The organism is Streptomyces griseomycini, assembly GCF_014203535.1.
Lineage (GTDB): Bacteria > Actinomycetota > Actinomycetes > Streptomycetales > Streptomycetaceae > Streptomyces > Streptomyces griseomycini.
This window is the reverse complement of sequence record NZ_JACHJI010000002.1, coordinates 778,864-797,613: the sequence shown is the minus strand read 5'-3', so window position 1 is coordinate 797,613 and position 18,750 is coordinate 778,864. Positions and strand designations below refer to the sequence as shown.

The 18,750-nt window shown below is 69.3% G+C and carries 19 protein-coding genes and 2 tRNA genes; 18 read left to right on the top strand and 3 right to left on the bottom strand.

Annotation, left to right across the window (positions count from 1 at the left end):
- The first annotated feature begins 14 nt into the window (after positions 1 to 14).
- The 8 genes from FHS37_RS08180 to FHS37_RS08145 all read left to right on the top strand — a co-directional run bounded on the left by FHS37_RS08180 (position 15) and on the right by FHS37_RS08145 (position 5,276).
- A tRNA-Met gene (locus tag FHS37_RS08180) sits at positions 15 to 87 on the top strand.
- Positions 88 to 175: 88 nt separating this feature from the next.
- Positions 176 to 340 carry a 50S ribosomal protein L33 gene (rpmG, locus tag FHS37_RS08175; protein ID WP_003948671.1) on the top strand — a complete coding sequence of 55 codons (165 nt, stop codon included), beginning with the start codon at positions 176 to 178 and terminating at the stop codon, positions 338 to 340.
- A 154-nt stretch (positions 341 to 494) separates the two neighbouring features.
- Positions 495 to 947, top strand: coding sequence for a MaoC family dehydratase N-terminal domain-containing protein (locus tag FHS37_RS08170; protein WP_184818527.1), 453 nt, complete (start codon positions 495 to 497; stop codon positions 945 to 947).
- 8 nt (positions 948 to 955) lie between these two features.
- Entirely contained in the window at positions 956 to 1,384 is a 429-nt protein-coding gene (locus tag FHS37_RS08165; RefSeq protein ID WP_184818828.1) for a MaoC family dehydratase, read from the top strand.
- Positions 1,385 to 1,523: 139 nt separating this feature from the next.
- Positions 1,524 to 2,111, top strand: a complete 588-nt coding sequence (locus FHS37_RS08160; RefSeq protein ID WP_184818525.1) for a TetR/AcrR family transcriptional regulator — start codon at positions 1,524 to 1,526, stop codon at positions 2,109 to 2,111.
- 104 nt (positions 2,112 to 2,215) lie between these two features.
- Positions 2,216 to 3,655, top strand: a complete 1,440-nt coding sequence (locus tag FHS37_RS08155) for a DHA2 family efflux MFS transporter permease subunit (protein ID WP_184818523.1) — start codon at positions 2,216 to 2,218, stop codon at positions 3,653 to 3,655.
- Positions 3,656 to 3,693: 38 nt separating this feature from the next.
- On the top strand, positions 3,694 to 4,074 hold the full coding sequence (locus FHS37_RS08150) for a DUF3291 domain-containing protein (protein ID WP_184818521.1): 381 nt from the start codon (positions 3,694 to 3,696) through the stop codon (positions 4,072 to 4,074).
- 146 nt (positions 4,075 to 4,220) lie between these two features.
- On the top strand, positions 4,221 to 5,276 hold the full coding sequence (locus tag FHS37_RS08145; protein WP_184818519.1) for a UDP-N-acetylmuramate dehydrogenase: 1,056 nt from the start codon (positions 4,221 to 4,223) through the stop codon (positions 5,274 to 5,276).
- A gap of 28 nt (positions 5,277 to 5,304) precedes the next feature.
- Here FHS37_RS08145 and FHS37_RS08140 read toward each other — a convergent pair whose 3' ends face one another.
- Positions 5,305 to 5,937, bottom strand: a complete 633-nt coding sequence (locus tag FHS37_RS08140; protein ID WP_184818517.1) for an NAD(P)-dependent oxidoreductase — start codon at positions 5,935 to 5,937, stop codon at positions 5,305 to 5,307.
- A gap of 124 nt (positions 5,938 to 6,061) precedes the next feature.
- Between FHS37_RS08140 and FHS37_RS08135 the strand changes: the two genes are divergently transcribed.
- Positions 6,062 to 6,682, top strand: a complete 621-nt coding sequence (locus tag FHS37_RS08135; RefSeq protein ID WP_184818515.1) for a TetR/AcrR family transcriptional regulator — start codon at positions 6,062 to 6,064, stop codon at positions 6,680 to 6,682.
- Positions 6,683 to 6,700: 18 nt separating this feature from the next.
- Here FHS37_RS08135 and FHS37_RS08130 read toward each other — a convergent pair whose 3' ends face one another.
- Both FHS37_RS08130 and FHS37_RS08125 read right to left on the bottom strand, forming a co-directional pair.
- Positions 6,701 to 7,741: an adenosine deaminase gene (locus FHS37_RS08130; protein WP_184818513.1), complete on the bottom strand. Its 1,041-nt coding sequence runs from the start codon at positions 7,739 to 7,741 to the stop codon at positions 6,701 to 6,703.
- A gap of 139 nt (positions 7,742 to 7,880) precedes the next feature.
- The gene (locus tag FHS37_RS08125) at positions 7,881 to 9,107 is read right to left on the bottom strand and encodes a pyridoxal phosphate-dependent aminotransferase (protein ID WP_184818511.1); all 1,227 of its coding nucleotides are present in this window, start codon (positions 9,105 to 9,107) and stop codon (positions 7,881 to 7,883) included.
- Between the two features lie 284 nt (positions 9,108 to 9,391).
- Between FHS37_RS08125 and FHS37_RS08120 the strand changes: the two genes are divergently transcribed.
- The 9 genes from FHS37_RS08120 to rpoB all read left to right on the top strand — a co-directional run bounded on the left by FHS37_RS08120 (position 9,392) and on the right by rpoB (position 18,735).
- Positions 9,392 to 9,464: transfer RNA gene (locus FHS37_RS08120), tRNA-Trp, on the top strand.
- 108 nt (positions 9,465 to 9,572) lie between these two features.
- Positions 9,573 to 9,857 (top strand): preprotein translocase subunit SecE, encoded by a 285-nt coding sequence (gene secE, locus FHS37_RS08115; RefSeq protein WP_184818509.1) that lies wholly within the window; start codon positions 9,573 to 9,575, stop codon positions 9,855 to 9,857.
- 80 nt (positions 9,858 to 9,937) lie between these two features.
- Complete coding sequence (gene nusG / locus FHS37_RS08110; protein ID WP_184818507.1) at positions 9,938 to 10,774, top strand: transcription termination/antitermination protein NusG; 837 nt, start codon at positions 9,938 to 9,940, stop codon at positions 10,772 to 10,774.
- A 180-nt stretch (positions 10,775 to 10,954) separates the two neighbouring features.
- Positions 10,955 to 11,389: a 50S ribosomal protein L11 gene (gene rplK / locus FHS37_RS08105; RefSeq protein WP_028420794.1), complete on the top strand. Its 435-nt coding sequence runs from the start codon at positions 10,955 to 10,957 to the stop codon at positions 11,387 to 11,389.
- 82 nt (positions 11,390 to 11,471) lie between these two features.
- Positions 11,472 to 12,197, top strand: coding sequence for a 50S ribosomal protein L1 (gene rplA, locus FHS37_RS08100; protein ID WP_184818505.1), 726 nt, complete (start codon positions 11,472 to 11,474; stop codon positions 12,195 to 12,197).
- A gap of 163 nt (positions 12,198 to 12,360) precedes the next feature.
- Entirely contained in the window at positions 12,361 to 13,311 is a 951-nt protein-coding gene (locus tag FHS37_RS08095; RefSeq protein ID WP_184818504.1) for an SCO4651 family lipoprotein, read from the top strand.
- A 322-nt stretch (positions 13,312 to 13,633) separates the two neighbouring features.
- Positions 13,634 to 14,164, top strand: coding sequence for a 50S ribosomal protein L10 (gene rplJ, locus FHS37_RS08090; protein WP_184818502.1), 531 nt, complete (start codon positions 13,634 to 13,636; stop codon positions 14,162 to 14,164).
- A 115-nt stretch (positions 14,165 to 14,279) separates the two neighbouring features.
- Entirely contained in the window at positions 14,280 to 14,669 is a 390-nt protein-coding gene (gene rplL / locus FHS37_RS08085; RefSeq protein ID WP_159535284.1) for a 50S ribosomal protein L7/L12, read from the top strand.
- A gap of 580 nt (positions 14,670 to 15,249) precedes the next feature.
- Complete coding sequence (gene rpoB, locus FHS37_RS08080) at positions 15,250 to 18,735, top strand: DNA-directed RNA polymerase subunit beta (RefSeq protein WP_184818500.1); 3,486 nt, start codon at positions 15,250 to 15,252, stop codon at positions 18,733 to 18,735.
- The last annotated feature ends 15 nt before the right edge of the window (positions 18,736 to 18,750 follow it).

The following is an 18,750-nucleotide window of genomic DNA, read 5'->3' as shown; positions in this document are numbered from 1 at the left end:
CCCGATCGCATCGCAGCGGTGTAGCTCAGTCGGTAGAGCAAGCGGCTCATAATCGCTGTGTCACCGGTTCAAGTCCGGTCACCGCTACAGACAGTAGCCGATTGCGGGGTCGGTCCTTCGATCGGCTACTCTTCTTGCGTTAAATCAGTCTATCCGTTCGTCAAGGAGCACTCACGTGGCTGCCACCGACGTCCGCCCGAAGATCACGCTGGCCTGCGTGGAGTGCAAGGAGCGGAACTACATCACCAAGAAGAACCGGCGTAACAACCCGGACCGTCTTGAGATGAAGAAGCACTGCCCGCGTTGCAACGCGCACACCGCGCACCGCGAAACGCGATAAATCAGGCTCGTACACGAGGCCGTCCCCGCAGTCGGGGGGCGGCCTCGCGTCGTTTCCCTCACCGGCCGACCCGCGGCCGTCGTGTTCACCGCCGGTTCATGACACCAGTGACACCAGTGACACAGTGACACCAGACACAGGAGGTGCCGCGCGCATGGCGCTCGACCAGTCCTTCGTGGGGCGGACCTACCCGCCCACCGAGCCCTACGAAGTGGGCCGGGAGAAGATCCGTGAGTTCGCCGAGGCTGTGGGGGACGCCAATCCGGCGTACACGGACGCGGAGGCCGCCAAGGCGCTCGGCCACCCCGATGTGATCGCCCCGCCCACCTTCGTGTTCGCGATCACCTTCAAGGCCGCCGGGCAGGTCGTCACCGACCCGCAGCTCGGGCTGGACTACAGCCGAGTGGTGCACGGCGACCAGAAGTTCGTCTACAACCGTCCGGTGCGGGCCGGTGACCGGCTCACGGTCACCTCGACCATCGAGTCGGTCAAGTCGCTGGCCGGCAACGACATACTGGACATCCGCGGCGAGGTGCACGACGAGGCCGGCGAGCACGTCGTGACCGCCTGGACCAAGCTGGTGGCCCGCGCGGCCGAGGAGGCGTGAGCAACACCATGACGGCGAAGATCTCCTACGCCGACGTCGAGGTCGGCACCGAGCTGCCCGCGCAGACGTTCCCCGTGACCCGGGCGACCCTCGTCCAGTACGCGGGAGCCTCCGGCGACTTCAACCCCATCCACTGGAACGAGAAGTTCGCCAAGGAGGTCGGTCTGCCCGACGTCATCGCGCACGGCATGTTCACCATGGCCGAGGCGATCCGCGTGGTGACCGACTGGGCCGGGGATCCGGGCGCGGTCGTGGAGTACGGCGTCCGCTTCACCAAGCCGGTCGTCGTCCCGAACGACGAGCGGGGCGCCACCATCGAGGTCAGCGGCAAGGTCGCGGCCAAGCTCGACGGCAACACGGTCCGCGTGGACCTCACGGCGACCAGCGCCGGGCAGAAGGTGCTGGGGATGTCGCGGGCGGTCGTACGGCTGGCCTGACGCGGGGTCGGAGGAAGAAGGCGTGAGGGGCGTTCTCCGTGGGGAGGCGCCCCTCACGTCTCTCCTCGCGCGGGCGGGTCCCGATGCGGGCCCCGGATCCCCCTTGACCTAGTTAGTGATTGAGTACTAACTTTGCGGCATGGTCAGGATGAGCGCAGAGGAGAGGCGTGAGAGCGTCATCCGCGCGGCGACCGCCGAGTTCGCGCGGGGTGGCTACCACGGCACGTCGACCGAGGCGATCGCGAAGCGGGTCGGTGTCTCGCAGCCGTACCTCTTCCGGCTCTTCCCGGGCAAGAAGGCCATCTTCCTGGCGGTGTCGGAGCGTTGCTCCCAGGACGTCACCCGCATGTTCACGGAGGCCGCCGAGGGTCTGGAGGGCGAAGAGGCCCTGCATGCCATGGCGAACGCCTACATGAGGACCATCGCGGAACGGCCCGAGGTGATGCAGATGCAGATGCAGACGTACCTCGCCGTGGCCGCCGCGGAGCAGGAGGGCGACCACGAGTTCGGCGAGTCGGTGCGGGCCGGCTGGCTGCGGCTGTGGGAGACCGTCCACCTCGCCCTGGGGGCCGACGTCAGCGAGACGACGACCTTCATGGCGTACGGCATGCTCATCAACTGCCTGTCGGCCATGGGATTCCCGCCGGGCCACTGGATCTGGGAAGGGGTCTACCCGTCGGCGCGGCCCGTGCGTCCGCCGAGGGCCGACGAATCCGCCGAGGACTGACGGGCGGAGGGCGGCGCGCCGCCGCTTCCCTCCACCCCGTCTTTTTCTGCGCACGAAAGTTAGTCATCAATAACTAACCGGAATCTCCATCTCCTGGGGGAGCGATGTCACAGCAGACCGCGGGCCGCGGATCGGCCGCCTGGGCACTCGTCATCACCAGCGTCGCCGGTTTCATGGCGGCCCTCGACAACCTCGTCGTCACCACCGCCCTGCCCTCCATCCGGGAGGACCTGGGCGGGGCGCTGCACGACCTCGAATGGACCGTGAGCGCCTACACGCTCACCTTCGCCGTCCTGCTGATGTTCGGCGCGGCCCTCGGTGACCGCTTCGGCCGCCGCCGGCTCTTCGTCGCCGGCCTCGCCGTCTTCACCGGGGCGTCCGCCGCCGCGGCCATGGCACCCGGCATCGACTCCCTCATCGCCGCCCGCGCGGTCCAGGGCGCCGGGGCCGCGGTCATGATGCCCCTCACCCTCACCCTGCTGACGGCCGCCGTGCCCGAGGCGCGGCGCGGGACGGCGTACGGCATCTGGGGTGCCGTCAACGGGCTCGCCGTGGCCTCCGGACCGCTCGTCGGCGGCAGTCTCACCGAGCACATCTCCTGGCAGTGGATCTTCTGGCTGAACGTCCCGCTGGGCCTGATCCTCATCCCGCTCGCCCGCCTGCGCCTCGCCGAGTCCCACGGCACCGGCGCCCCGCTCGACCTGCCCGGCACCCTGCTCGCCAGCGGCGGCCTGTTCGGCATCGTCTACGGGCTGGTCCGCGGCCCCGTCGACGGCTGGACCGGCACCGTCGTCCTGGTCGGCCTGTTCGCCGGAGCGGCGCTGCTCGTCGGCTTCGTCCTCTACGGCGTCCGCGCCAAGAACCCCATGCTGCCCATGCGGCTGTTCCGCTCCCGGGCCTTCTCCGGCATCAACGCGGCGAGCCTGCTGATGTTCCTCGGCATGTTCGGCTCGATCTTCCTGCTCAGCCAGTACATGCAGGGCGTGCTCGGCTACTCGCCCACCGAGGCCGGCCTGCGGATGCTGCCCTGGACCGGCATGCCGATGCTCGTCGCCCCGATCGCCGGCATCCTCTCCGACCGCATCGGCGGCCGACCGGTCGTCGCCGCCGGGCTCTTCCTGCAGGCGCTCGGCCTCGGCCACCTGGCCGTGGTGGCGACCGCCGGAGCCTCCTACGCCGTCCAGCTGCCCGCCCTGATCGTCAGTGGCGTCGGCATGGCCCTGTTCTTCGCCCCGGCCTCCAACCTGGTGATGTCCAGCGTCCTTCCGAAGGAACAGGGCATCGCCTCCGGAGCCAACAACGCCCTGCGCGAGGTGGGCGGCGCCCTCGGCGTCGCGATCATGGCGTCGATCTTCTCGGCCCGGGGTGGCTACGAGTCCGCCCGGTCCTTCGTCGACGGCATGCGCCCCGCGCTGATCACCGGCTCCGCGGCGGTCGCCCTCGCGGGCGTCGCCGCCCTGCTCATCCCGGCCCGCGGGCCCGCCGCCCCCGGCCGGCCCGAGGCGGCGCCCGCGCCCGAGCGGGCCCTGGAAACAGCCTCCTGAACGTTCCGGCACCCCGTCCACCAGAAAGGAGCCCGGCCGTGCCCACCCTCCCCTGGACCGTCCCGAACACCCCACCGCCCCACACCGAGGTGCACGTCTTCGCCTCCCGCTTCGAGACCCGCACCCTCTGGGGAGCCCTGCGGTTCTTCTTCAAGACGCCCGGAGTGTGGCGGCAGGTGAGCAGGGCCCCCGGCGCCTACGGGGCGACCCTGAAGGCGCAGCCGCTGCGACGGACCTTCTGGACCCTCTCCGCCTGGGAGTCCCCGAAGGCCCTCGGTGCCTTCGCCCGCTCCGGCCCGCACGGGCCCACGGCCCGGAGCCTCTCCCGGCAGATGCGGGACGCGAAGTTCGTCAGCTGGACGGCGAGGAGCGACGACCTCCCCGTCGACTGGCCCGAGGTCATCCGGCGCCTCAGCTGAAACCCGGACGCACGCGCGCGTGCGAGCCGCCGTGGGCGCACGCGCGGGGACCTGACCGGATCGTCCGCGCACACGGGGACCGGCACCCGCGCACGAGCGCCACCGCCCCCGCCGGCCCGCCCGGCGGGGGCCTTAGTCTTGAGCGCGTGCAGGAACTCCACGACGCCCCCCTCGCCCCGCTGACCACCTTCCGGCTGGGCGGCCCCGCCACCCGCCTGGTCACCGCGACGACCGACGACGAGGTGATCGCCGCCGTCCGCGAGGCCGACGACAGCGGCACGCCCCTGCTGGTCATCGGCGGCGGCTCGAACCTGGTCATCGGCGACAAGGGCTTCGACGGCACCGCACTCGTCATCGCCACCCGGGGCTTCGCCCTGGACGGCACGCGCCTGGAACTCGCGGCCGGAGAGGTGTGGACCGACGCCGTCGCCCGCACCGTGGAGGCGGGCCTGGCCGGCATCGAGTGCCTGGCCGGCATCCCCGGTTCGGCGGGCGCGACCCCGATCCAGAACGTCGGCGCGTACGGCCAGGAGGTCTCCTCCACCGTCACCGAGGTCGTCGCCTACGACCGCCGGGCCCGCGAGACGGTCACCCTCACCAACGAGGAGTGCGCCTTCTCCTACCGCCACAGCCGCTTCAAGGCCGACCCCGAGCGCTACGTCGTCCTGCGCGTCCGCTTCGCCCTGGAGGACGCGGGCGGTCTCTCCGGCCCCGTCCGGTACGCCGAGACGGCCCGCGCCCTCGGCGTCGAGCCGGGCGACCGCGTCCCCCTGCCCACGGCCCGTGAGACGGTCCTGAAGCTCCGCGCCGGCAAGGGCATGGTCCTGGACCCCGAGGACCACGACACCTGGTCGGCCGGCTCCTTCTTCACCAACCCGATCCTCACGGACGAGGAGTTCGCGGCCTTCCGCGCGCGCGTGGAGCAGCGGCTGGGCGCCGACGTCGAGCCCCCCGCGTATCCGGCGGGGGAGGGGCGCACCAAGACCTCCGCCGCCTGGCTGATCGACAGGGCGGGCTTCACCAAGGGCTACGGGACCGGTCCGGCCCGCATCTCCACCAAGCACACCCTCGCCCTGACCAACCGGGGCGACGCGACCACCGAGGACCTGCTGGCGCTCGCCCGCGAGGTCGTCGCCGGCGTGCGCGAGGCCTTCGGCATCACGCTGGTCAACGAGCCGGTGACCGTCGGCGTGAGCCTCTGAGGGCCCCGGCCGGCCCGGCCGCCCGGGCTCAGTAGGCCACGCCCACGCCCTGCTTCACGGTCGCCGGGTCGTCGACCATCGCCAGCATCGCGTGCGCCACATCGGCCCGGCCCACGAAGTTGCCCTTCGCCACGGACCCCCCGACGACCGTCCGGTACACCCCGCTGACCGGCTTGTCCTGGAGGCGGGGCGGCCGTACGACCGTCCAGTCCGTGGCGCTGCGGGCCACTTCCGCCTCCATCTCCCGCAGGTCGGCGTAGACGTCCCGGAACACCGCCGAGACGATCCCGCGCACCCCCCGGTCCAGCAGTCCCGCGCCCTCCGGCTCCGGGCCGACCGGGGCGGCGCTCACCACGAGCAGTCGCCGCGTGGCCTCCGCCTCCATGGCGCCGAGCACGGTCCGGGTCAGCCGGGTCGCCACCCCGGCGTCCTTGCGGCTGCGGGCGCCGAGCCCGGACAGGACGGCGTCCCGGCCCGCGACCGCGGGGCGCACGGCCTCCGGGTCGGTCAGGTCCGCGCGGAACACCTCCAGGGCGTCACCGGTGACGGACAGCCGCGCGGGGTCCCGTACGACCGCCGTGACCCGGTGCCCCGCGGCCAGTGCCTGACGCACGATCTCCTGTCCGACGCCTCCGGTGGCGCCGAAAACGGTGAGGTTCATGGCGTGCTCCCGTCCCTCGACAGGGGGTGGGTGAGTGCTTACTCACCCCTGACCCCTCCAGGGTGGGTAAGCACTCACCCACCCGTCAAGTCCAGGGGGAACGCCCATGACATCCTTGGGGGCCATGCAGCACAGACAGCCCGAGGAGCCGCCGGCCCCGGGGCCCGCCCGGGAACGCATCCTCGACGCCGCCCACCGGCTCATGCTCACCGTGGGCCTCGCCCGCGCCACCACCAAGGAGATCGCCAGGGCGGCGGGCTGCTCCGAGGCCGCGCTCTACAAGCACTTCACCGGCAAGGAGGAGCTGTTCATCCGCGTCCTCGTGGAGCGGCTGCCGCGGCTGAACCCGCTGCTGAGCAGCCTCGCGGCCGAGCCCGGACGGGGCACCCTGGAGGACAACCTCACCGAGATCGCCCGCCAGGCCGCCCTCTTCTACGAGCAGAGCTTCCCGATCGCCGCGTCCCTGTACGCCGAGACCCAGCTCAAGCGCCGGCACGAGGACGCCATGCGGCACATGGAGTCGGGACCGCACCTGCCCATCGAGTCACTGGCGGCGTACCTCCGCGCGGAACGGGACCTGGGCCGCATCTCCCCCGACGCGGACACCTTCGCCGCCGCGTCCCTGCTCCTCGGCGCCTGCGCCCAGCGCGCGTTCGCCTACGACACGTCCGACGCCGGCCGCCCGCCGGTGGACGCCTTCGCGGCACGACTGGCCCGCACCCTCCTGGCCGGCATCGCGCCCTGACCGGGGAGGGACGGCGGCTCACCCCACCGGCGCCGCCAGCCACTCGTCCACGCCCGCCAGCAGCTTCGCCTTCACGTCCTGCGGCGCCGCCGAGCCCCGCACCGACTGCCGGGCCAGCTCCGCCAGCTCGGCGTCCGTGAACCCGTGGTGCAGCCGCGCGATCTCGTACTGCGCCGCCAGCCGCGAGCCGAACAGCAGCGGGTCGTCCGCGCCCAGCGCCAACGGCACGCCCGCCTCGAACAGCGTCCGCAGCGGCACGTCCTCCGGCTTCTCGTACACGCCCAGCGCCACGTTCGACGCCGGGCACACCTCGCACGTCACCTGCCGGTCCGCGAGCCGTCGCAGCAGCCGCGGGTCCTCCGCCGCCCGCACTCCGTGCCCGATCCGGTCCGCCTCCAGGTCGTCCAGGCAGTCCCGCACCGACGCCGGCCCCGTCAGCTCCCCGCCGTGCGGCGCCGACAGCAGGCCGCCCTCGCGCGCGATCGCGAACGCCCGGTCGAAGTCACGGGCCATCCCGCGCCGCTCGTCGTTGGACAGCCCGAACCCGATGACGCCCCGGTCCGCGTACCGCACCGCCAGCCGGGCCAGCGTGCGCGCGTCCAGCGGATGCTTCACCCGGTTGGCGGCCACCAGCACCCGCATCCCGATCCCGGTGTCCCGCATCGCCGCGTCCACCGCGTCCAGGATGATCTCCAGCGCCGGGATCAGCCCGCCCAGCCGGGGCGCGTACGACGTCGGGTCCACCTGGATCTCCAGCCAGCCGGAGCCGTCCCGCAGCTCCTCCTGAGCAGCCTCCCGCACCAGCCGCCGGATGTCCTCGGGCTCCCTGAGGCACGAGCGCGCCGCGTCGTACAGCCGCTGGAAACGGAACCAGCCCCGCTCGTCCGTGGCCCGCAGTCTCGGCGGCTCCCCGCCGGTCAGCGCGTCGGTCAGCGCCTCGGGCAGGCGCACCCCGTACTTGTCGGCCAGCTCCAGCAGGGTGGTGGGCCGCATCGATCCGGTGAAGTGCAGATGAAGATGGGCTTTCGGCAGCTCAGAGACATCACGTACACGCTCCATTCGCCGATCCTGCCGTACGCCCCGGCCGCCCCGGTAGCGTTTTCCCCTTTCGTGGTCTTGCCCGCACAGACGAACGGGGGCGCCCGGGAGGGAACCCGGGCGCCCCCGTTCGCCGGTGCGCGCTCGCGTGAGCGGAACGTCAGTCCCGCGCCTCGGCCAGCAGCTTCTGGATCCGGCTCACACCCTCGACCAGGTCCTCGTCGCCCAGCGCGTACGACAGCCGCAGGTACCCCGGCGTACCGAACGCCTCACCGGGCACCACCGCGACCTCGGCCTCCTCCAGGACGAGCGCGGCCAGCTCCACGGAGTTCCGCGGCCGCTTGCCCCGGATCTCCTTGCCGATCAGCGCCTTCACCGACGGGTAGGCGTAGAAGGCGCCCTCGGGCTCCGGGCAGACCACGCCGTCGATCTCGTTGAGCATCCGCACGATGGTCTTGCGCCGGCGGTCGAAGGCCTCGCGCATCTTCGCCACCGCCTCCAGGTCGCCGGAGACCGCGGCCAGCGCCGCCGCCTGCGCGACGTTCGAGACGTTGGACGTGGCGTGCGACTGGAGGTTGGTCGCGGCCTTCACGACGTCCCTCGGGCCGATGACCCAGCCCACGCGCCAGCCGGTCATCGCGTAGGTCTTCGCCACGCCGTTGACCACGATGCACTTGTCGCGCAGCTCGGGCAGGAGCGCGGGCAGCGACACGGACACCGCGTCGCCGTAGACCAGGTGCTCGTAGATCTCGTCGGTCAGCACCCACAGCCCGTGCTCGGCCGCCCAGCGGCCGATCGCCTCGGTCTCGGCCTCGCCGTAGACCGCGCCGGTCGGGTTCGACGGGGAGACGAACAGGACGACCTTCGTCTTCTCGGTGCGGGCGGCCTCGAGCTGCTCCACGCTCACGCGGTAGCCGGTCGTCTCGTCGGCGACGACCTCGACCGGGACACCGCCGGCCAGCCGGATCGACTCCGGATACGTCGTCCAGTACGGCGCCGGGACGATGACCTCGTCGCCCGGGTCGAGGATCGCGGCGAAGGCCTCGTAGATGGCCTGCTTGCCGCCGTTGGTGACCAGGATCTGGGAGGGGTCGACCTCGTAGCCGGAGTCGCGCAGCGTCTTCGCGGCGATCGCGGCCTTCAGCTCGGGCAGACCGCCGGCCGGCGTGTAGCGGTGGAACTTGGGGTTCTTGCAGGCCTCGATCGCGGCCTCGACGATGTAGTCCGGCGTCGGGAAGTCGGGCTCACCGGCGCCGAAGCCGATCACCGGTCGCCCGGCGGCCTTGAGGGCCTTGGCCTTGGCGTCCACGGCGAGGGTGGCGGACTCGGAGATCGCACCGACTCGGGCGGAGACCCGGCGCTCGGTGGGAGGGGTTGCAGCGCTCATGGGCCCATCGTTCCAGACCGCAAACCCCCGCGGCACGAGGGTTTCACCCACTGAACAGGATCGGGCAAACCCCCGGACATCAGTCCGGATCGACCCGCCGGGGGGCCGCTGGTCAGGGCGATCCTCCGCCGGCCCGCCGGTGCCGCGGCTCCCCGCGGGCACTTTCTGTTCGACGCCCGGCCCGGGACCACGTACACTCTCACCTCGTTGGCCTTCGACGGCCCGCACTCATCCGGGTGTACACCGAGCACCCGGCGGGATGCGGTACGTTGGGGGACACACAAAGGGTCGTAGCTCAATTGGTAGAGCACTGGTCTCCAAAACCAGCGGTTGGGGGTTCAAGTCCCTCCGGCCCTGCTACACACACCTTCGCCAGGATGTGTGCGCATGTACGTACAGCAATGCACCGCCGTGCGGCTCAGACCGGGCGCGGCACGGCCACGACCCGGAATCAGGTGAGGACGAGTGACGGACGCCGTGGGCTCCATCGACATGCCTGATGCCCAGGACGAGGCGCCGGACTCCAAGAAGACCCGCAAGGGCGGCAAGCGCGCCAAGAAGGGCCCGCTGAAGCGCCTCGCGCTCTTCTACCGCCAGATCGTGGCGGAGCTCCGCAAGGTTGTCTGGCCGACCCGCAACCAGCTGACGTCGTACACGACGGCCGTGATCATCTTCGTCGTCATCATGATCGGGCTGGTCACTTTGATCGACTATGGCCTCGGCCACGCCGCCAAGTACGTCTTCGGCTGAGCCGAGAGCGAAGAGCGCCGAGGTACTCGGCGCTCCTTTCGCATGTTCCACCCGTATGTATCCAGGAAGAAGCAGCCACCGTGTCTGACCCGAACGTGAACGACGCCGTTGAGCCTCGCGGCGAGGGGGCCGAGTCCGTCGAGGACGCGCTCGACGCCGTCGTGGGCGCGGACATCGAGGACACCGAGGCCTCCGCGGAGGCCGAGGCTGCCGACACCGCCGAGGACGAGGCCGCCGAGGCCGAGGACGAGGCCGCCGTCGAGGGCGAGGAAGCGGCCGTCGAGGCCGAGGAGGACGACCGCGACCCGGTCGAGAAACTCCGTGAGGAACTGCGGACGCTGCCCGGCGAGTGGTACGTCATCCACACGTACGCGGGTTACGAGAACCGGGTGAAGACCAACCTGGAGCAGCGCGCCGTCTCGCTGAACGTCGAGGACTACATCTTCCAGGCCGAGGTGCCGCAGGAGGAGGTCGTCCAGATCAAGAACGGCGACCGCAAGACGATCAAGCAGAACAAGCTCCCGGGTTACGTCCTGGTCCGCATGGACCTGACGAACGAGTCCTGGGGCGTCGTCCGCAACACCCCCGGCGTCACCGGCTTCGTGGGCAACGCCTACGACCCGTACCCGCTGACCCTGGACGAGATCGTCAAGATGCTCGCCCCGGAGGCCGAGGAGAAGGCCGCCCGCGAGGCCGCCGAGGCCGAGGGCAAGCCGGCTCCGCAGCGCAAGGTCGAGGTCCAGGTGCTGGACTTCGAGGTCGGCGACTCGGTCACCGTCACCGACGGCCCGTTCGCCACGCTCCAGGCGACCATCAACGAGATCAACCCCGACTCCAAGAAGGTCAAGGGCCTGGTGGAGATCTTCGGCCGCGAGACGCCGGTCGAGCTCTCCTTCGACCAGATCCAGAAGAACTGACCCCTCGGGCCAGAACCTCTGGACTCACGCTTCCGCGCAGGTCAGGCAGACGCTCGGGCGTTCGTCTGACCTGCGCGGTTTTTGGCCGCGCATCCATACCCGTTATCGTTGTGCGGTATGCCTGCGTCCGGGTTGTCCCATGACGCGGGCAGGACCCGAATCGAAAGGACCCGGAGAGCCATGCCTCCCAAGAAGAAGAAGGTCACGGGGCTCATCAAGCTCCAGATCCAGGCCGGTGCCGCCAACCCGGCCCCGCCGGTCGGCCCCGCGCTGGGCCAGCACGGCGTCAACATCATGGAGTTCTGCAAGGCCTACAACGCCGCGACCGAGTCGCAGCGCGGTTGGGTCATCCCGGTGGAGATCACGGTCTACGAGGACCGTTCCTTCACCTTCATCACCAAGACCCCGCCGGCCGCCAAGATGATCCTCAAGGCCGCGGGCGTGGAGAAGGGCTCCGGCGAGCCGCACAAGACCAAGGTCGCCAAGATCACCCGCGACCAGGTCCGTGAGATCGCCCAGACCAAGATGCCCGACCTCAACGCCAACGACCTGGACGCCGCCGAGAAGATCATCGCCGGCACCGCCCGTTCCATGGGCGTCACGGTCGAGGGCTGACCTCCACCCCCGTAAGCAAGCAGAAGTGGCAGGGCCTGCTCGGCCCGGACCACGACTCCTAAGAAGCCAACAGGAGCTTTCAGTGAGCAAGCGCAGCAAGTCTCTCCGCGCTGCGGACGCCAAGGTCGACCGGGACAAGCTCTACGCCCCGCTCGAGGCCGTCCGTCTCGCCAAGGAGACCTCCACGACCAAGTTCGACGGCACCGTCGAGGTCGCCTTCCGCCTGGGTGTCGACCCGCGCAAGGCCGACCAGATGGTCCGTGGCACCGTGAACCTCCCGCACGGCACCGGCAAGACCGCCCGGGTCCTGGTCTTCGCGACCGGTGACCGTGCCGAGGCCGCGCGTGCCGCGGGCGCCGACATCGTCGGCGCCGACGAGCTGATCGACGAGGTGTCGAAGGGCCGTCTGGACTTCGACGCCGTCGTCGCCACCCCGGACCTCATGGGCAAGGTCGGCCGCCTCGGCCGTGTGCTCGGTCCCCGTGGTCTGATGCCGAACCCGAAGACCGGCACCGTGACCCCGGACGTCGCCAAGGCTGTCAACGACATCAAGGGCGGCAAGATCGAGTTCCGCGTCGACAAGCACTCGAACCTGCACTTCATCATCGGCAAGGTGTCGTTCGACGACACCAAGCTGGTGGAGAACTACGGCGCCGCGCTGGAGGAGATCCTCCGTCTGAAGCCGTCCGCCGCCAAGGGCCGGTACATCAAGAAGGCCGCCATCACCACCACGATGGGCCCCGGCATCCCGGTCGACCCGAACCGCACCCGCAACCTCCTCGTCGAGGAGGACCCGGCCGCGGTCTGAGCCGGTCGGGCCGGTGCGACCGGTCCGTGCAACCCGTGAACCCGTCCCCACGTCTTCCGAAGGCGTGGGGACGGGTTTTTCGTACGACAGTGTCAGTCGGGTGCGTTACCGTTCACTTGATTCACAGGTACAACAACACCGAAGAAAACCAGGGGTGGGATTCATGGGCATGTCCGCATGGAAGCGCGCGGGTGTCTCCCTGACGGCCGTGGCCGTCGTCGCGGGTGTCGCGGGCTGTCAGGACGGTGACGGGGGCGGGAAGAAGAAGGCGGCCGACTCGTCGGAGTCCCGGGTCCAGACCCAGAACGAGATGACCGAGGTCCTCCAGGCCGCCTTCAAGAACACCTCGGAGGCCAAGTCCTCCAAGGTCCGCATGACCATGTCGATGCCGGCCGGCGTGGAGGGCGGCGGCACCATGGAGCTCTCCGGCGTCCAGGGCTGGGACCCCGCTGTCATGGACGTGACGATGAAGGGCTCGGCGCTCACGGCGGGCGACCCGGACGCGCCCGAGCAGGTCCGCATGATCATGCTGGACAACGCCATGTACATGGACATGGGCGAGAAGCAGGCCGCCGAGATGGACGGCAAGCGCTGGATGAAGATGGACTTCGCCGCCATCGCCGAGGAGTCCGGCGACGCGGAACTGCAGAAGCAGATGACCAGCGGCATGGAGAACATGAACCAGGACCCGGCGCAGCAGCTCGCCCTGCTGCTCGAGTCGCCGAACCTGAAGCACGTCGGCCCGGAGAAGGTCGACGGTGTCCAGACGCAGCACTACAAGGGCACGCTGAGCTTCGAGGAGATGCTCGACGCCAACAAGTCGTTCGACATGCTCTCCGAGAAGGAGCGCGAGGAGCTGACCGCCAACGTCAAGAAGAGCGGTCTGAAGGGCTACGACACCCAGGTCTGGGTCAACGAGGACAACTACCCGGTCAAGATGGTCGTCGGGATGAAGATGCCCCAGGGCACGATGAACATGACGGCCCACTACTCCGACTACGGCGCCAAGGCCGATGTCCAGGCGCCGCCGGCGGGGGAGACCTTCGACCTCATGGAGATGCTGAAGGAGCTGGAGGGCCTGGGGGCCGAGTCCGAGGCCGGTCTCAGCTCCTGACGTCCCCGACGCCTCCGGTGTCTCTACGGCACCCGCTCGGCCGATTTGCCTGACGCCGTTCCGTTCCCGTACTCTTCCACAGAAGCCAAAGACCGCTGGTCGTTGCCGTGCGCTCGCAAGAGGGCGCGGTGGCCGAAGGATCCGCTGAACTGCGGACGACCCGCGCAGGTGACAGTGGAAGAGTTCCCGGAACGCACCGCCGAGCGTGTGCGAGAAACCGGTTGAGCTTCGCCCCGTGCGCCTGCGCCCGGGGCGTTTCGTTTTCCCCAGTCCTCCTTCGGGTCCGCGCGGTCCGAATCACCCGGAAGGAGGCCGAGGCTCTATGGCGAGGCCCGACAAGGCTGCCGCGGTTGCCGAGCTGACGGACAAGTTCCGCAGCTCCAACGCCGCCGTGCTGACCGAGTACCGCGGTCTCACCGTGGCGCAGCTCAAGACGCTGCGTCGTTCGCTCGGTGAGAACGCCCAGTACGCCGTGGTGAAGAACACGCTGACCAAGATTGCGGCCAACGAGGCCGGGATCACGCTGGACGACCAGCTCTTCGCTGGCCCGACGGCGGTCGCCTTCGTCACCGGTGACCCGGTGGAGTCGGCGAAGGGTCTCCGTGACTTCGCCAAGGAGAACCCGAATCTCGTCATCAAGGGCGGTGTCCTCGAGGGCAAGGCCCTCTCCGCCGACGAGATCAAGAAGCTTGCGGACCTCGAGTCCCGCGAGGTTCTGCTGTCCAAGCTGGCCGGTGCCTTCAAGGCGAAGCAGTCCCAGGCTGCCTCCGTCTTCCAGGCGCTGCCGTCGAAGCTCGTCCGCACCGTGGACGCGCTCCGCGCCAAGCAGGACGAGCAGGGCGGTGCCGAGTAATTCGGCTCGCTTTCTGATCCGCGCCGCCTAGCGGCGGGGGTCGCAGCGGGCCCGACGTACGCCCGCCTTACCCAGTACATCCGGCACCTGCCGATTTAGTGGAAGGACCGCCATCATGGCGAAGCTCACCCAGGACGAGCTGCTGGCCCAGTTCGAGGAGATGACCCTCATCGAGCTCTCCGAGTTCGTGAAGGCCTTCGAGGAGAAGTTCGACGTCACCGCCGCCGCGGCCGCCCCGGTCGTCGTCGCCGGTGGTGCCGCTGGTGGCGCCGCCGCCGAGGCCGTCGAGGAGAAGGACGAGTTCGACGTCATCCTCACCGGCGCCGGCGACAAGAAGATCCAGGTCATCAAGGTCGTGCGCGAGCTCACCTCCCTGGGCCTCAAGGAGGCCAAGGACCTGGTCGACGGCACCCCGAAGCCGGTCCTCGAGAAGGTCAACAAGGAAGCCGCCGACAAGGCCGCCGAGGCCCTCAAGGGCGCCGGCGCCTCCGTCGAGGTCAAGTAAGACCTTCCGGGTCCGCCAGGATCCACCGCACGTCCTCCAGGGCGTGTAACGCGTAAGCGCCGAGGAGCGATCATCCATCCGGGTGGTCGCTCCTCGGCGTATCCGGGGCCCGGCGGCGGCTGCCTTGCTCCCGGGACGGCGGGGGGTATGGTGATCTTCGTTGTGCCTCCCCGGGCCGCGGGGGTCCACCTGGTGACAGGCGGTTCGGGCAAGAGGGGCCTTGACGAACCGCACGCGGCGCGCAATTCTCAGGACGCGTCGTCACAAGGATCCGAATCCGAGGCATGGATCGACGGCAAAGAGGGCAGTATCACCGTGCGTTGAGGGCAGCGCCTTGTCGCAGGAGTTGAGAGCAACGAGGGCCTACACCGGTCTCGTAAAACCGCACTGGACATCAGTGTGCCAAGTGGCTACACTGTCCCTTTGCGCTGCCTGTTAGCTGTCCCCTGCCCGTCACCAGGGGCATTCCCCCGCTCGAGCACGGACGACTAGATCATCTCCGACCTGGGATATCCGTCTCTGTGCACAGTGGGGGGCCGGTACGCGCGTAGTGAGTCCGAGCCCTCGGAAGGACCCCCTCTTGGCCGCCTCGCGCAACGCCTCGACCGCGAATACGAACAACGGCGCCAGCACCGCCCCGCTGCGCATCTCCTTTGCAAAGATCAAGGAGCCTCTCGAGGTTCCGAACCTGCTCGCGCTGCAGACCGAGAGCTTCGACTGGCTGCTCGGCAACACGGCCTGGCAGAGTCGGGTCGAGGAGGCTCTCGAGAACGGTCAGGACGTCCCCACCAAGTCCGGTCTGGAGGAGATCTTCGAGGAGATCTCCCCGATCGAGGACTTCTCCGGGTCGATGTCGCTGACTTTCCGCGACCACCGCTTCGAGCCGCCGAAGAACTCCATCGACGAGTGCAAGGAGCGCGACTTCACGTACGCCGCGCCGCTCTTCGTCACCGCCGAGTTCACCAACAACGAGACCGGCGAGATCAAGTCCCAGACCGTCTTCATGGGCGACTTCCCGCTCATGACGAACAAGGGCACCTTCGTCATCAACGGCACCGAGCGTGTCGTGGTGTCGCAGCTGGTCCGTTCGCCGGGCGTCTACTTCGACTCCTCCATCGACAAGACCTCCGACAAGGACATCTTCTCCGCCAAGATCATCCCGTCCCGGGGTGCCTGGCTGGAGATGGAGATCGACAAGCGCGACATGGTCGGTGTCCGCATCGACCGCAAGCGCAAGCAGTCCGTCACCGTCCTCCTGAAGGCGCTCGGCTGGACCACCGAGCAGATCCTCGAGGAGTTCGGCGAGTACGAGTCCATGCGCGCCACCCTGGAGAAGGACCACACCCAGGGCCAGGACGACGCGCTGCTCGACATCTACCGCAAGCTGCGCCCGGGCGAGCCCCCCACGCGTGAGGCCGCGCAGACGCTGCTCGAGAACCTCTACTTCAACCCCAAGCGCTACGACCTGGCCAAGGTCGGCCGCTACAAGGTCAACAAGAAGCTGGGTGCGGACGCCCCGCTGGACGCGGGCATCCTGACCGTCGAGGACATCATCTCGACGATCAAGTACCTGGTGAAGCTGCACGCGGGCGAGACCGAGACGGTCGGCGACAGCGGTCAGACGATCGTCGTCGAGACCGACGACATCGACCACTTCGGCAACCGCCGCCTGCGCAGCGTCGGCGAGCTCATCCAGAACCAGGTCCGCACGGGTCTGGCGCGCATGGAGCGCGTCGTGCGCGAGCGCATGACCACCCAGGACGTCGAGGCGATCACGCCGCAGACCCTGATCAACATCCGGCCGGTCGTCGCCTCCATCAAGGAGTTCTTCGGCACCAGCCAGCTGTCCCAGTTCATGGACCAGAACAACCCGCTGTCCGGGCTGACGCACAAGCGTCGTCTGTCCGCGCTCGGCCCGGGTGGTCTCTCCCGTGAGCGGGCCGGCTTCGAGGTCCGTGACGTGCACCCCTCGCACTACGGCCGCATGTGCCCGATCGAGACCCCCGAAGGCCCGAACATCGGTCTGATCGGCTCGCTCGCCACCTACGGCCGGGTCAACGCGTTCGGTTTCGTCGAGACCCCCTACCGCAAGGTCGTCGACGGCCAGGTCACCGACGAGGTGAACTACCTGACCGCCGACGAGGAGGACCGCTTCGTCATCGCGCAGGCCAACGCGCCGCTGACGGACGACCTCCGCTTCGCCGAGGCCCGCGTGCTGGTCCGCCGCAAGGGCGGCGAGGTCGACTACGTCGGCCCCGAGGACGTGGACTACATGGACGTCTCGCCGCGCCAGATGGTGTCGGTCGCGACCGCCATGATCCCCTTCCTCGAGCACGACGACGCCAACCGTGCCCTCATGGGCGCGAACATGATGCGTCAGGCCGTGCCGCTGATTAAGTCCGAGTCCCCGCTCGTCGGCACCGGCATGGAGTACCGCTCCGCCGTCGACGCCGGCGACGTGGTCAAGGCCGAGAAGGCGGGTGTGGTCCAGGAGGTCTCCGCGGACTACATCACCACCGCCAACGACGACGGCACGTACATCACGTACCGCCTGGCCAAGTTCGCCCGCTCCAACCAGGGCACCTCGGTCAACCAGAAGGTCATCGTCAACGAGGGCGACCGCGTCGTCGAGGGCCAGGTCCTCGCCGACGGCCCGGCCACCCAGAACGGCGAGATGGCGCTCGGCAAGAACCTGCTCGTGGCGTTCATGCCGTGGGAGGGTCACAACTACGAGGACGCGATCATCCTGTCGCAGCGCCTCGTGCAGGACGACGTCCTCTCCTCGATCCACATCGAGGAGCACGAGGTCGACGCCCGTGACACCAAGCTCGGCCCCGAGGAGATCACCCGGGACATCCCGAACGTCTCCGAGGAGGTCCTCGCCGACCTCGACGAGCGCGGCATCATCCGCATCGGTGCCGAGGTCATCGCCGGTGACATCCTCGTCGGCAAGGTCACCCCGAAGGGTGAGACCGAGCTGACGCCCGAGGAGCGCCTGCTGCGCGCGATCTTCGGTGAGAAGGCGCGTGAGGTCCGTGACACCTCGCTGAAGGTGCCGCACGGCGAGACCGGCAAGGTCATCGGCGTGCGCGTCTTCGACCGCGAGGAGGGCGACGAGCTTCCCCCCGGTGTCAACCAGCTGGTGCGCGTCTACGTCGCGCAGAAGCGCAAGATCACCGACGGTGACAAGCTCGCCGGCCGCCACGGCAACAAGGGCGTCATCTCCAAGATCCTGCCCATCGAGGACATGCCGTTCCTCGAGGACGGGACCCCGGTCGACATCATCCTCAACCCGCTGGGCGTGCCGTCCCGAATGAACCCGGGACAGGTCCTGGAGATCCACCTCGGCTGGCTCGCCAGCCAGGGCTGGGACGTCTCCGGCCTCGCGGACGAGTGGGCCCAGCGCCTCCAGAACATCGGCGCGGACCGGGTCGAGCCCCGCACCAACGTGGCCACCCCGGTCTTCGACGGCGCCCGCGAGGACGAGCTCGCCGGTCTGCTGGAGCACACCATCCCGAACCGCGACGGCGACCGCATGGTCCTCCCGTCCGGCAAGGCGCGGCTGTTCGACGGCCGCTCGGGTGAGCCGTTCCCGGACCCGATCTCGGTCGGCTACATGTACATCCTGAAGCTGCACCACCTGGTCGACGACAAGCTGCACGCCCGCTCGACCGGTCCGTACTCCATGATCACCCAGCAGCCGCTGGGCGGTAAGGCTCAGTTCGGTGGCCAGCGGTTCGGCGAGATGGAGGTGTGGGCACTCGAGGCGTACGGCGCCGCCTACGCGCTCCAGGAGCTGCTGACCATCAAGTCCGACGACGTCACCGGCCGCGTGAAGGTCTACGAGGCCATCGTCAAGGGCGAGAACATCCCCGAGCCCGGCATCCCCGAGTCCTTCAAGGTGCTCATCAAGGAGATGCAGTCCCTGTGCCTGAACGTGGAGGTGCTGTCCAGCGACGGTATGTCCATCGAGATGCGTGACACCGACGAGGACGTCTTCCGCGCTGCGGAGGAGCTCGGCATCGACCTGTCCCGGCGCGAGCCGAGCAGCGTCGAAGAGGTCTGACGGGAGTCCGGCGGA

Bases quoted from the DNA above. Each gene is read 5' to 3' on its own strand.
- FHS37_RS08155 (WP_184818523.1), top strand. From the start codon at position 2,216: ATGTCACAGCAGACCGCGGGCCGCGGATCGGCCGCCTGGGCACTCGTC.
- rplL (WP_159535284.1), top strand. From the start codon at position 14,280: ATGGCGAAGCTCACCCAGGACGAGCTGCTGGCCCAGTTCGAGGAGATG.
- rplJ (WP_184818502.1), top strand. From the start codon at position 13,634: ATGGCGAGGCCCGACAAGGCTGCCGCGGTTGCCGAGCTGACGGACAAG.
- FHS37_RS08170 (WP_184818527.1), top strand. From the start codon at position 495: ATGGCGCTCGACCAGTCCTTCGTGGGGCGGACCTACCCGCCCACCGAG.
- FHS37_RS08135 (WP_184818515.1), top strand. From the start codon at position 6,062: ATGCAGCACAGACAGCCCGAGGAGCCGCCGGCCCCGGGGCCCGCCCGG.
- FHS37_RS08160 (WP_184818525.1), top strand. From the start codon at position 1,524: ATGGTCAGGATGAGCGCAGAGGAGAGGCGTGAGAGCGTCATCCGCGCG.
- FHS37_RS08140 (WP_184818517.1), bottom strand. From the start codon at position 5,937: ATGAACCTCACCGTTTTCGGCGCCACCGGAGGCGTCGGACAGGAGATC.
- FHS37_RS08165 (WP_184818828.1), top strand. From the start codon at position 956: ATGACGGCGAAGATCTCCTACGCCGACGTCGAGGTCGGCACCGAGCTG.
- rplK (WP_028420794.1), top strand. From the start codon at position 10,955: ATGCCTCCCAAGAAGAAGAAGGTCACGGGGCTCATCAAGCTCCAGATC.
- FHS37_RS08130 (WP_184818513.1), bottom strand. From the start codon at position 7,741: ATGGAGCGTGTACGTGATGTCTCTGAGCTGCCGAAAGCCCATCTTCAT.
- FHS37_RS08125 (WP_184818511.1), bottom strand. From the start codon at position 9,107: ATGAGCGCTGCAACCCCTCCCACCGAGCGCCGGGTCTCCGCCCGAGTC.
- FHS37_RS08095 (WP_184818504.1), top strand. From the start codon at position 12,361: ATGGGCATGTCCGCATGGAAGCGCGCGGGTGTCTCCCTGACGGCCGTG.